Consider the following 13,180-nt stretch of genomic DNA (forward strand, 5'->3'; position numbering starts at 1 on the left):
CTCTTTGAGACGACGACGGGATGGCGATCGGCGCTTTATCGATCATGCACCATTCACGTTCAGGCCGAGCCCTTGGGAGACCGCAATGAAGACTGTGTTGCTAGTGGTTTGCTTAATGATCAGTTCAAGCGCGTTTGCGGAATGCGCGAGGAATGCCCGTGGCGAAACCGTTTGTGGCAACGGGGCGACGGCGGGCGGCTATAACCGGAATACGGGCACCGCCTGGACGTCCCAAACAAATCAGAATGGTGTTCGGACGACCCAAACCAATCGTGGTGGCGAGGCGAAGACGGCGAATGGAAAAGGCGTCGTGCGCGGGCCCGGCGGCGCTACTTGTTATCGGACAGCGAACAGTCACGGCTGCAACTGACTGCACTTATTTCATCCATGCGTGCATCGGCACAAGAAACCCGGTGGTTCTCGATTTGGGATTACGCGAGGCATTGTCATGTTTTTCGAAGGTAGTCGTTACCTAAGTTCAACAGACGTTGCTGCCACGATGTCAAGCGGCGACAGTTCGGCCTGGACTCAGGCATGCATCATGGCGCCGATCCATCTCTAGCAACCGACAACGCCAGCGCCTCGCGCATCGGAAGTGGCGACACGGTGAGCGAGCCGGGACCTGGTTCGCGGCTCGCAAAATCCGTACGACTGCCTTGGTCCTCCACTAACCTGGAGAGGTCGATGAGGAGCAAAAATTCCGCTATGGGGGTGAAAGACTACATGCTGCGCTATGCGCGCGACCTGGCCGACTCTGGCCGATACGCCGACTGGCGCGCGATCGAAGCGCTACTGCGGCTGAGGTACGGCGAAGAGCAGAGCGATCGCTTGCTCAACGATGCGTCAGTCCGGGGCGAGTTGGACCGGCGCTGCCAGCATCCCGCACATGCCGGCAATAACATCGAGCAGATCCGGCGTTGACGCGCATGGCGTTGGGGATATCGGACCAAAGTCTCATTGCTTTTGGCCGGGACGGCTAGCAGACTTCACGAGAACAGGCGCCGTGACCATGCGACGCCGATACCTGGGTTGCGCCGGCGGCCCTTTCGAGCGCGCCGCATACGCGGTCCCTCAGCCAGACTACGAACGTCATTCTGGTTTTTGCGCGAATCATCGGGCGGGATGTATCGAGCGAGTCATACCCGGCGTGGGTAGTGTGTCCGGGAGCGGCAAGTCGGCTGGCCCCTTCCTGTCTCGGCCAGCGCCGCGTCCAGTGCGATCGACGGACCCTTGCTGATCCGGATCGCGAACAGTAAGCGGGCAACGAAGAGGTGACCATGCGCGTGCGTGCCGGGGCGATGCGCAGGTCCGGCGCGTTGCGGGAGGCCATTCATGAGCGGACCGTTCTTTCCCGAGCATCGACCGTTATCCCGGGTTGTGGCACGCCGAGGCCGCCTGCCGCTAATCATCGTCACCGTTGCGCTGACTCTCTTCGCCGGTTGCAAGAAGGCCTCGGGGCCGCCAGCGCTCGGCGCGCCGGAAGTCACGGTGATGACGGTCGCGGCTCAAGACACCCCGGTCGATCTCGAGTTCACCGCACAGACGCAGAGTTCGCGTGAAGTCGAAATTCGTGCGCGTGTGGACGGCTTTCTCGACAGGCGGATGTACACCGAAGGCGACAAGGTGAAGGCCGGCCAGACATTGTTCCTGATGGATCCGAAGCCGTTTCAGGCCGCGCTGCAGACGACGCGTGGCGAGCTTGCGCAGCAGGAGGCGCGGCTCACGGTCGCGCAGCAGAATCTTGCGCGGGTGAAGCCGCTTGCCGCGCAGCAGGCATTGAGCCAGAAGGACCTCGACGACGCGATTGGCAACGAGAAGCAGGCGCAAGCCGCGGTGATCTCCGCGCAAGGGCAGGTGGAGACGGCGGAGCTCAACCTCGGCTACACGACGATCAAGTCGCCCCTGGACGGTCTCGCGAGCTATGCAAGACAGCAGGACGGAAGCTATCTCATCGCCAATTCATCTGGGCTCCTCACCTATGTCTATCAGCTCGATCCGATCTGGGTGAACTTCAGCATTTCCGAGAACGAAATGCTGAAATTTCAGGACCAGATTTCAGCCGGCAAGCTGCTCTTCCCGCCGCACAGCGAGTTCGTCGTGGCAGTCGAACTTGCCGATGGCACGGAATTTCCCCAGCACGGCACCATCAGCTTTGCGAATCCGGCGTTCAGCACCGACACCGGCACTTTCCTCGTGCGGGCCACACTCGCGAACCCGAAGGGTACGTTGCGGCCGGGGCAGTTCGTGCGCGCGCGCGTGTCGGGCGCCGTGCGGCCGAATGCCATCCTCGTGCCGCAGCGGGCGGTGCTGCAGGGTGCGAAGAGCCACTTCGTGTGGGTCGTCGACAATCAGTCGAAGGCGCGTCAACGAGTGGTCGAAGTCGGCGACTGGAACGGCGATAACTGGTTCATCAACGATGGCCTGAAGGCGGGCGAGCGCATCGTGGTGGACGGCGCGATCCGCGTCGTGCCCGAGGTGCCGCTCAAGATTGCCGCAACGCTCCCCTCGACGAAGAGCGGCGGCAAGACGGTCGTTGAGAAGGGCGGCGCGTCGGCGCCCCAGGTGAGCGCAGGCGAGCGAGCGACGGCGCCGGTCGCAACCAGCGGCGCGTCGCAGTAAGGGGCGACTCGATGAACATCTCGCGCTTCTGCATCGACCGGCCGATCTTCGCGTCCGTCATCTCGATCGTGATCACGCTCGGCGGCGCGTTGACGCTGTTCTCGCTGCCCATCGCGCAGTATCCGGACGTCACGCCGCCGCAGATCACGGTCTCCGCGACCTACCCGGGCGCCAGCGCGGACGTCGTCGCGAACAACGTGGCAGCGCCGATCGAGCAGCAGGTCAACGGTGCGGACAACATGATCTACATGTATTCGTCCGGCTCGTCGACTGGCAACTACACGCTCAACGTCTTCTTCGGGATCGGCACCAATCCGGAGCTAGCCCAGGTCGACGTGCAGAACCGCGTGAACCTCGCGTTGCCGCAGCTGCCGCAGCAGGTGCAGTCGCAGGGCATCCAGGTCCAGAAGAAGTCGAACGCCTTCATGATGGTGATCGCGATCTACTCGCCGGACGATCGCTTCGACCCGACCTATATCGCGAACTATGCGAACGTCTATGTGCTCGACACGCTCAAGCGGATTTCGGGTGCGAACCAGTCGGCGATCTTTGGCACTCCAGATTACGCGATGCGGATCTGGTTGAAGCCCGATCGTATGGCGCAGCTCGGCATCACCGCCGGCGACGTGCAGAACGCCGTGCGCGGTCAGAACCAGCAATTCGCGGTGGGCACCGTCGGCCAGGCGCCAACCGGCAACCCGGTCGAGCAGTCATTCGCGGTGACAACCACCGGGCGGCTCGCGACGCCCGCCGAGTTCGACGACATCATCATCCGCGCAGCGAGCAACGGTGCGGCGATCGTCCGCTTGAAAGACATCGGCCGGGCCGAGCTCGGTCAGAAGAGTTATTCCAACCGCACTACCTACCAGGGCAAGCCGGCGACGATCATCGCGGTCTACCAGCAGCCGGGCGCGAATGCGCTCGATGTCTCGAAGCAGGTCCGCGAGACGCTCGCCGAGCTAAAGACGGCATTTCCTGAAGGGCTCGACTATCAGATCGCGATGGACACGACGGATTTCACGCGTGCGTCGATCGCCGACGTGATCCACACGTTCTTCGAAGCGCTCGTGCTGGTGGTGATCGTCGTGTACGTGTTCCTGCAGAGCCTGCGCGCCACGCTCATACCGGTGCTGGCGGTGCCGGTGTCGATCGTCGGCACGGCGATGGGGATGGCGGCGCTGGGCTTCTCGATCAACATGCTGACGTTGTTCGGGATGGTGCTCGCGATCGGCATCGTTGTGGACGACGCGATCGTCGTCATCGAGAACGTCGAGCGCAATATGACCGTCTTCAAGCTCAGTCCGAAAGAGGCGGCCAAGCGAGCGATGGACGAGGTGTCGGGCCCGGTCATCGCGATTGTGCTCGTCATGTGCGCGGTGTTCGTGCCGGTTGCGTTCCTCGGCGGGATCACAGGACAGTTGTACAAGCAGTTCGCGATCACGATCGCGATCTCGGTGGTGTTCTCGGGCATCGTGGCGCTCACGCTATCTCCGGCGCTTGCCGCCATCCTGCTCAAGCCCACGCACCACGAGAAGCGGGGCTTCTTCCGGTGGTTCGACAATCAGTTCGAGCGGATGACGTCCGGCTACGGGCGCGCCGTGCAGTTCATGATCAGGCGTTACGTGATGGGGTTCATCGTTTTCGCCGCCGTGATTGCGCTCGCTGTCCTGATGGGGAAGTCGATCCCGGGTGCTTTCTTGCCGCCCGAAGACCAGGGCTATCTGCTTGGCGCGATCATCATGCCCGATGCGGCGAGCCTCGACCGGACCGCGGCCGTGGGCGACAAGGTCACCGACTATTTCATGAAGCAGCCCGCGGTCAGCAGCATCACGATCGTGAACGGCTTCAGCTTGCTCGACAGTCAGAACAAGAACAACGCGGGCACTTTCTTCGTTGGCCTAAGGGGTTTCGACGAACGGTACAAGTTCTCGAACATCAGGGAGCAAAACGCGCGCGCAGTGCTAATCAAGGCTTACGAGACGCTCTCGAAGATCCAGGAGGGCATCGTCATACCGGTGAATCCGCCGTCCATTCCGGGCCTGGGTACGACGGGCGGCAGCGAGATGTGGATCGAAAGCCACGGAGACGCCTCGATTCAGCAGCTTGCGGCTGTCGTGCAGGATTTCATGGCGAAGGCGAAGGCGCGCCCCGAGCTCTCCGGCGTGACCACGACGTTCAACGCGAGCTCGCAGCAGTTGCTCGTGAACGTCGACCGCGACCAGGCGGAGACGCTCGGCGTGCCGGTCGAAGAGGTGTACAGCGCGATGCAGACCATGTTCGGCTCGCTTTATGTGTCGCAGTTCAACAAGGACGCGCGGCTCTGGCAGGTGATCGTTCAGGCCGATCCGCGCTACCGGCTCACGCCCACGGACCTCGACCAGATCTACGTGCGCAGCAAGACGCAGAACATGGTGCCGATCAAGGCGGTGATGACCTACAAGTACGTCACCGGACCCGACCTGATCACGCGCTTCAACAACTTCCCGGCGGTGAAGATTACGGCGAACGCGGCGCCGGGCTACAGCTCGGGCCAGGTGATCGACACCTTGAAGGAGCTCGCCGCGCAGATGCCGCCGGGCTACGCCGTCGGCTGGAGCGGCGAGGCGTTCGAGGAGATCAAGTCGGGCTCGGCCGGGGGGCTCGTGTTCGTGTTCGGGATCATCATGGTGTTCCTGATCCTCGCCGCGCAATACGAGAAGTGGTCGCTGCCAGTCGGCGTGCTCATGGCGGTGCCATTCGCCCTTTTCGGCGCGCTGCTCGCGATCCTGCTGCGCGGCCTGAACAACGACGTGTACTTCCAGATCGGGCTCACCATGCTGATCGCGCTCGCCGCGAAGAACGCGATCCTGATCTTCGAGTTCGCCGTGCTGAACCGGGAGGAAGGCAAGACGCCGTACGACGCTGCGCTGACCGCCGCGAAAGAGCGCCTGCGGCCGATCGTGATGACTTCGCTTGCGTTCATCCTCGGCTGTGTGCCGCTCGCCATTGCGCTGGGCGCCTCGCAGAACAGCCGCCATTCGATCGGCACAGGCGTGATCGGCGGGATGCTGGGCGCGACCGCGATCGCCGTGTTCTTCATTCCAATGTTCTACTGGGGGATCGAGTCGCTTGGTTCGCGCAAGGACGGCGGCAAGGAAACACCCGCGCCGGGCAGCGGAACGCCGCCGCCCGCGTCCGGCGGCTCTGGCTCGCCTACGGTCACGCCGTCCGTGCGGCGTGAGGACGACTGACATGCGAGCCGCCGCCTTTGCGCGCGTCGCCGCGCCGGTCCTGGTGATGGGCTTGCTGAACGGCTGTCTGCTCGGCCCCAACTACGAGCGGCCGAAAGTGGACGTGCCGGCAACGTACCGGTTTGCGTACCCGGACGTGGCCGACGTCGCCAACACCACGTGGTGGGAACAGTTCGACGACCCGGTACTGAACGACCTGGTGAAGACCGCGCTCGAGAACAACCTCAACGTGAAGCAGGCGGCCGCGCGTGTCGACGAGTTCATGGGCCAGTTCGTGAGCACCCGTTCGGCACTGTTCCCGCAGGCGAGCGTCGGTTTCAGCGCGGCGCGCGAGCGCGCATCGCAGGACGGGCCGACGCCGATACCCGCCGGCGTCTCGCCGGTCTTCAACGAGTTCCAGCCGAGCGTGTCGGCCTTCTGGACCATCGACCTGTTTGGCCAGGTCCGGCGCGAAACCGAGGCGGCGCGTGCAAACGTGAACTCGGCTGAGCAGAGCCGCCGCGCGACGATCCTGACGCTCGTCGCATCGGTCGCGACGTCCTATATCACGCTGCGCAGCCTCGATATGCAGCTTGAGATCGCACAGAGCACGACCGCGAGCCGGGCCGATTCCGTGCACGTGTTCACGCTGCGCCAGCAGTTCGGACAGACCTCGGATATGGAGCTTGCCCAAAGCCAGTCCGACTATGCGGCGACGAAGGCGACCATCCCGCAATTCGAGCAGCAGATCGCGCAGCAGGAAGACGCGCTCTCGGTGCTGCTCGGCAGCAATCCGGAGCCGATCCTGCGCGGCCGCGCACTGGTGGATCTCTCGACGCCCGCCGTGCCTGAGGGCATGCCGTCGGACCTGCTCGAACGCCGGCCCGACTTGCTGCAGGCTGAGCAGAATCTGGTCGCGCAAAATGCGCTGATTGGCGCGGCGCGCGCGCTGTATTTCCCGCAAATCTCGCTCACGGGGCTCTTCGGATCAGTGAGCACGCAGTTCTCCAATCTCTTCACCGGACCTGCGCGGGTATGGACGTTTGCCGGCTCGGCAATGATGCCGATCTTCACGGGCGGCAACATCTACGGCCAGAACAAGCAGGCCGAGGCACGGCAGCAGGAGGCGCTGTTCGCCTACGAAAACGCGATCAAGGTTGCGTTCCAGCAGGTCAACGACGCGCTGATCGGGGTGCAAAAGTCACGCGAGCAGTTTGAGATTCAGAGCCAGCAGATCACCTCGCTGCGCAAATATCTGCGGCTTGCGCGGCTGCGTTACGAGGGCGGCTATACGAGCTACCTGGAGGTGCTCGATGCCGAGCGCAATCTGTTCAACGCGGAGCTGCAGCAAACGCAGACACAGGCTGCGACGCTGACGAACCTCGTCAACCTCTACATGGCGATGGGCGGCGGCTGGGTCGTTCAGGCGGAGCAGATGAGCGTGCCGCCGCCGGCGCAGCCCACTACGCCGCAACCCGTTGCGCAGGCGCCGCAATGACCCGAGGGGGTCTCATACGCGCCACAAATGCGACCGCTACAGCCATCCGCGAATCCCCTCCCCAAAAAAACGCCGGGCTGGAAAGCCCGGCGCGGAGTTCGCAGGAGGGGCAAGAGAGCCCGGCACTCCTACGACGTGTAGGACGCCCATTGTCGTTGTGACTGGCCCGGCGCGCCGTGATCAAAGTCAAAGACCGTGGCACCCGCCAGGCGCCGCCTCGCGCTCCAGCGAACCCACGCTTGAATTCAGCCGTCGCGGAAGATAAAGCTGTACGCGCTCAAAGCCGGCACGCCGCCCAGATGCGCGTACAGCACCTTCGACCCCGGCTCGAATTCGCCGCGGCGCACCTTGTCGATCATGCCGTGCATCGACTTGCCCTCGTACACGGGATCGGTGAGCACGCCCTCCAGCCGCGCGCACAAGCGAATCGCCTCCAGAGTGCCTTCGTTGGGCAAACCGTATTCCGGGCCGGCGTAACGCGTGTCGAGAATCACGTCTTTTTCGCTGATATCGCGGTTGAGATCGACCAGCCCGGCGGTGTGCCGCGCAATGCGCGTGATTTGCGCGTGGGTCTTCTCCGGTGTTGCCGAGGCATCGATGCCGATCACGCGATCCGCGCGGCCATCTGCTGCGAAGCCGACCACCATGCCCGCCTGCGTGCTGCCTGTCACCGAACACACGACGATGTAGTCGAACTTGAAGCCCAGTTGCGCCTCCTGCGCCCGCACTTCCTCGGCAAAGCCCACGAAACCGAGGCCGCCGAGCGGATGCTCCGAGCAGCCCGCCGGTATCGCATACGGCTTGCCGCCAGCCGAGCGCACGCCCTCGAGCGCTTCCTCCCAACTCGGTCGAATACCAATGTCGAAGCCGTCCGGCACGAGCCGTACGTCCGCGCCCATCATGCGCGACATCTGGATGTTGCCTACGCGGTCGTAGACGGCGTCGGAATAGTTGACCCAGTTCTCCTGGACCAGCACGCACTTCATGCCGAGATGCGCGGCGACGGCTGCAACCTGGCGCGTCTGGTTCGACTGGATGCCGCCAATCGAGACCAGCGTGTCGCAACCTTGCGCGAGCGCGTCGGGAATCAGGTATTCGAGTTTGCGCGTCTTGTTGCCGCCGAAGGCGAGCCCGCTGTTGCAGTCCTCGCGCTTCGCGTATAGCTCCACCTTGCCGCCGAGATGCTGGCTCAGGCGCTTGAGCGGCTGGATAGGTGTGGGTCCGAACGTCAATGGATAACGAGGAAAGCGCTGGAGGTTCATCGAATATCTCCGGGAGGTGGGCTCATGTGGAACGTGGGCGACGGCCGGAACACGCCATTGCGTGCGCCATCCGATGGAGAAATGTTAGGCGCCCTGCCGCGAAATGAGCTTGCTAAAAAAATATCGACGACCTACTTTTAAAGCGATCTCTTTGGCTATCGAACATGTTTAGTTTGCCAAATAATTAAAGGACGCAATGAAATTAACCAGGCAATCTCCCGCTACGCCGAATCACCCGCCAGCATTGGATCGCATCGATCGCGCGATCCTCAGGCATCTGCAGCAGGACGCGTCGATTTCGAACGTCAGCCTCGCGGCCAAGGTGAAGCTCAGTGCGCCCGCGTGCTTGCGGCGTGTGGAACGGCTCAAGGAGTTAGGGCTGATACGCTCAATCGTCGCGTTGCTCGATCCGAAGGCGCTCGGCGCGGGCATGCTGGTCGTGATCGGCTTCGTGCTCGATCGTTCGACGCCCGAAGCGTTCGCCGCATTCGAGAAAGCGGCGCAGAAGGTTTCAGGCTGTGTGGAATGCCACGTCGTGACCGGCGAATTCGACTACTTCATGCTGGTGCGCACGCGCGATAACGAAAGCTTCAACCAGTTGCATGCGGAGCAGTTGTTGTACTTGCCGGGCGTGCGGCAGGTCCGCAGCTTCATGGTGCTCAAGGAGATTCTTTCGACGCATGCGTTGCCGCTGTGACGGTAGACGCGCGAATGCGATCCTTTACAAAGGATGCCTAAATTTCGACGCAATGCCGGGAATTTGAATGAGGATGATGAAGCAACGTGCCTGAAATGTGCCTAAAGGCCACGCGTTCTGTTGGTGGAGGTAAGCGGGATCGAACCGCTGACCTCTTGCATGCCATGCAAGCGCTCTCCCAGCTGAGCTATACCCCCATGCAGAACGGCTTCCGCGCCAGTGGGATGACGCAGGATCGAGCGATGTCAGCTAACGGACCTGCTCGAAGAGCGGCGATTATATACGCCGCCCGTGCAAGCCCGCAAGCACCCGCTGCAGTCCTGGGAACACAACGCGAGGCGCGATGCGTCCTCCATCGCACCCCTCATTTGGAATCCTTATCATTACCGCGCAAAAGCAAAAAGCCGGCTAATAAGCCGGCTTTCTTGCCTTATTCGCAGCCAAATCGCGCGAATGCAATCCGCTCCAGTACCACAACGCTGTTGCAGCGAACGATACTGGAAGAATTTTGGTGCCGACGGCGAGACTCGAACTCGCACAGCTTTCGCCACTACCCCCTCAAGATAGCGTGTCTACCAATTTCACCACGTCGGCATTCCAATACAACCCGGGACTATAAGATCCCGTCCACTCTCGCCTCTTGGGCTCGAAGGGTCGCCATTGTATCGACTCGTCGCGCATTTTTGAAGACCCTGCGCGAAGATTTTTTCAAGCGCTGCGCCAACGCTTAAAACTCCAGCGTTGAAGTCAATTCCAGCGTGCATCCGAGCCCCACGCCCAGCTGATTCGACCCCGCCGCACTCCAGTAGCGCCGGTTGGCCGCATTCTCCCCACGTAATAAATGCCGCCGTTCACCGAAAGACCCGCGAGCACCGGCACGCGATATCCAGCGAACAGGCTCGCCGTGACGTGCGGCGTATTCTCCGGCGTCTTGCCAACGAGCGTCGGGTCGGAAGAATCGATCTGCTCCGCGTCGAGATAAACGGCCGATGCGGTGAGCGAGACGTCCTTCGTCACATCCCCCTGCACCGAAAACTCCACGCCGCGATAGCGCGCGTTGCCGTCGATCACATAGACGTTGTCGGCATTCGTTTCTGCGCTGGCCTGCTTGAGGTTGAAAAGCGCAAGCGAGACGAGCGTGTTGCCGGCGAGACGCGTGCGCACGCCCACTTCCTGCTGCCGGCTCACCGCCGCAGGCAGGATCTGGTTTGCGTTGACGGCCGTGGCCGGCGCGCTGCCCGCCGATTCGAGCGCCTCGACGTAGCTCGCGTAGACGCTCGTCTGCGGCGTGATGCGGTAGGTAATGCTGCCCGAGGGCGAGGTGTGGTTGATGTCGGAGCTCGGCGTACCTTCAGGCGCTCACACCGCCTGCTTCACGGTGCTGCAGGCGTTGCTTCGTGCGACGCGATCAGCGCCCGGCAGCAGGCCCACGCCGGCTCTTTTTCACCGGCGCGCGCTTGCGCACGGCGTCGGCGTGTTCGCGGATCGTCTCGATCAGCGCGCGTAGTCCCGCCGGCGCGTGCCGCCGCCCAGGGTAGTAAAGGCAGAGTCCGTCGAGCGGCGGCGTCCAGTCTTCCAGCACGCGCACGAGCGTGCCCGCCTCCAGGTCGGCGTTCACGTTCCATTCGGTCAAATACGTGAGGCCGAGTCCGTCGCGTGCGGCCGCGAGCATGAGACCCGGCTCGTCGAGCGTCAACGCACCCTCCACGTCCACGCGCACGGCCTGCCCGCGCCGCTCGAACTCCCATTGGTAGATTTGCCCGCTGGGCATGCGGCTGCGTATGCAGGGGTGCGACTTGAGATCGGCGGGCGTGCGCGGCGGTTTATGTTTCGCAAAGTATTCTGGACTACCAACCACCGCGAAACGCTGACGATCGCCAAAAGGCACGGCGATCATGTCCTGCGGCACGATATCGGCGAGACGAATGCCGGCGTCGTAGCCTTCGACCACGATGTCGATAAGGCGCCCTTCCGTGACGAGATCGAGCTTCATCTCGGGATAGCGCTTCAAATAGGCGATGAAAACGGGCATGACCTGCTTCGCCGCGCCCACGGAAGCATTGATGCGCAACGTGCCCGAGGGCGTGTCGCGAAAGCTGCCCGCCTGATCGAGCGCCTCGCGGATCGTAGACAGCGCGGGCGCGACGCTGCCCACGAACTGCGCGCCGGCTTCGGTCAACGCCACGCTGCGCGTAGTGCGATTGAACAGCCGCACGCCGATGCGCGCTTCGAGCGCCGCCACCGCGTGACTGAGCGCCGAGGTCGACACGCTCAGTTCATCCGCCGCCGCACGAAAGCTGCGATGGCGCGCCACGGCCAGCACCGCTTCGAGTTCCACCAGGCCCGATGTCTTCATTATCCCGAATCGCTCAAGAGGTCATGCACCATTGTACGGCTAGTCAACGCAATGCCAAGCGTCTATCTTGCCCTCATCGACTCACGTTTTCTGGAGCAGCCATGCAGATCATCGACAAGATCTATATCGACGGCGCGTTCGTCACCCCTCACGGCGAGGAGTACTTCGACCTCTTCAACCCCGCGACCGAGGCCGTGATTGGCCGCGTGCGTCTGGCCGATGCGGCGGATGCGGATGCGGCCGTCGCCGCCGCGAAACGCGCGTTCCCGGCGTTCTCGCGCACCACGAAGGCGCAGCGCATCGAGATGCTCATGGCGCTCTACGAGGCCGTCGTCGCGCGCGAAGACGCGCTTTTCGACGCGATCGTGGAAGAGTACGGCGCACCGGTCTCGCGCGGCCGCTGGATGGCGCAGCACGCCTCCAGCGTGCTGAGCGATGCCGCGAAGACGCTGGAAAACTATGCGTTCACGCGGCGCGCGGGCACAGCCGAGGTCACCATGCAGCCGCTGGGCGTCGCCGGGCTGATTACACCCTGGAACAGCGACGCGGGCTTTATCTGCGGCAAGCTCGCGGCCGCGCTCGCCGCGGGCTGCACGGCCGTCATCAAGCCGAGCGAGATGAGCGCGATCCAGACGCGCATCGTGACCGAGGCGCTGCATTCGGCGGGCCTGCCCGCGGGCCTCTTCAACATCGTCACGGGCCGTGGCGACACCGTGGGCGCGCGCATCGCCGAGCATCCCGACGTCGCCAAGATTTCGTTTACGGGCTCGACTGCGGTCGGCAAGACGATCCTGCGCACGGCAGCCGAAACGCTCAAGCGCGTGACGCTCGAACTGGGCGGCAAGTCGCCGGTCATCGTGCTGGACGACGCGAATTTCGACGAAGCCGTGCCGCTCGCGCTGCAGGCCGGCTTCATGAACAGTGGACAGGCGTGCATTGCGGGCACGCGCATTCTGGTGCCGCAGTCGCGGCTCGTCGAGTTCGAAGCGAGCGTCGCGAAGGCCGTGGCGCAGATTCAATCGGGCGATCCGCGCGACACGCACACGAGCGTCGGCCCGATGGTGAGTCAGAAGCAATGGGAGCGCGTGCAGCGGTATATCCGCATCGGCATCGACGAAGGCGCACATCTGATTGCGGGTGGCGCGGGGCGGCCCGAGGGCATCGAATCGGGATGGTTCGTACGTCCCACCGTGTTCAGCGGCGTGACGAACGACATGACCATCGCGCGTGAGGAGATTTTCGGGCCGGTGCTTTCGATCATCGCGTATCGCGACACCGAACACGCCATCGAGATCGCAAACGATACGCCGTATGGCCTGCAAGCCTATGTGCTTTCGCCCGATATCGAGCGCGCGCGCCGCGTGGCCGCGCAGATCGAAGCCGGCCGCGTGCTCGTCAACACGCTCACGCATGAACCGGCCGCGCCGTTCGGCGGCTTCAAGCAATCGGGAATCGGGCGCGAGTACGGCACCTTCGGGATCGAAGCGTTTCTGGAGCCGAAGTCCACGCTCGGCGTGTTTTGATGCGCCGCTAGCCGCG

The 13,180-nt window shown here is 63.3% G+C and carries 9 protein-coding genes and 2 tRNA genes; 6 read left to right on the forward strand and 5 right to left on the reverse strand.

From position 1 onward, the window contains the following. The first annotated feature begins 684 nt into the window (after positions 1 to 684). The 4 genes from JMY28_RS04645 (at position 685) to JMY28_RS04660 (ending at position 7,326) form a co-directional block, all read left to right on the forward strand. The gene (locus JMY28_RS04645) at positions 685 to 921 is read left to right on the forward strand and encodes a hypothetical protein (RefSeq protein ID WP_236596694.1); all 237 of its coding nucleotides are present in this window, start codon (positions 685 to 687) and stop codon (positions 919 to 921) included. Positions 922 to 1,332: 411 nt separating this feature from the next. Then, positions 1,333 to 2,619, forward strand: a complete 1,287-nt coding sequence (locus tag JMY28_RS04650) for an efflux RND transporter periplasmic adaptor subunit (protein WP_201694733.1) — start codon at positions 1,333 to 1,335, stop codon at positions 2,617 to 2,619. Between the two features lie 11 nt (positions 2,620 to 2,630). Further along, complete coding sequence (locus JMY28_RS04655; protein WP_201694734.1) at positions 2,631 to 5,849, forward strand: efflux RND transporter permease subunit; 3,219 nt, start codon at positions 2,631 to 2,633, stop codon at positions 5,847 to 5,849. Between the two features lies 1 nt (position 5,850). After that, entirely contained in the window at positions 5,851 to 7,326 is a 1,476-nt protein-coding gene (locus tag JMY28_RS04660) for an efflux transporter outer membrane subunit (RefSeq protein ID WP_201694735.1), read from the forward strand. 245 nt (positions 7,327 to 7,571) lie between these two features. Here JMY28_RS04660 and JMY28_RS04665 read toward each other — a convergent pair whose 3' ends face one another. After that, positions 7,572 to 8,588 (reverse strand): 1-aminocyclopropane-1-carboxylate deaminase, encoded by a 1,017-nt coding sequence (locus JMY28_RS04665; protein WP_201694736.1) that lies wholly within the window; start codon positions 8,586 to 8,588, stop codon positions 7,572 to 7,574. A gap of 196 nt (positions 8,589 to 8,784) precedes the next feature. Here JMY28_RS04665 and JMY28_RS04670 point away from each other — a divergent pair, with 196 nt between their 5' ends. Continuing rightward, positions 8,785 to 9,285, forward strand: coding sequence for an Lrp/AsnC family transcriptional regulator (locus tag JMY28_RS04670; protein ID WP_201694737.1), 501 nt, complete (start codon positions 8,785 to 8,787; stop codon positions 9,283 to 9,285). A gap of 121 nt (positions 9,286 to 9,406) precedes the next feature. Here the strand turns inward: JMY28_RS04670 and JMY28_RS04675 are convergent. The 4 genes from JMY28_RS04675 to JMY28_RS04690 form a co-directional block, all read right to left on the reverse strand. After that, positions 9,407 to 9,482 (reverse strand) — tRNA-Ala (locus JMY28_RS04675). 312 nt (positions 9,483 to 9,794) lie between these two features. Continuing rightward, positions 9,795 to 9,879 (reverse strand) — tRNA-Leu (locus JMY28_RS04680). 153 nt (positions 9,880 to 10,032) lie between these two features. Then, entirely contained in the window at positions 10,033 to 10,617 is a 585-nt protein-coding gene (locus tag JMY28_RS04685) for a TonB-dependent receptor domain-containing protein (protein WP_201695178.1), read from the reverse strand. Between the two features lie 76 nt (positions 10,618 to 10,693). Continuing rightward, entirely contained in the window at positions 10,694 to 11,641 is a 948-nt protein-coding gene (locus tag JMY28_RS04690; protein WP_201694738.1) for a LysR family transcriptional regulator, read from the reverse strand. A 101-nt stretch (positions 11,642 to 11,742) separates the two neighbouring features. Here JMY28_RS04690 and JMY28_RS04695 point away from each other — a divergent pair, with 101 nt between their 5' ends. Beyond that, positions 11,743 to 13,164, forward strand: coding sequence for an aldehyde dehydrogenase family protein (locus JMY28_RS04695; RefSeq protein WP_201694739.1), 1,422 nt, complete (start codon positions 11,743 to 11,745; stop codon positions 13,162 to 13,164). Positions 13,165 to 13,180: the final 16 nt, after the last annotated feature.

Source organism: Paraburkholderia hiiakae, from assembly GCF_904848665.1.
GTDB classification, from domain to species: domain Bacteria; phylum Pseudomonadota; class Gammaproteobacteria; order Burkholderiales; family Burkholderiaceae; genus Paraburkholderia; species Paraburkholderia hiiakae.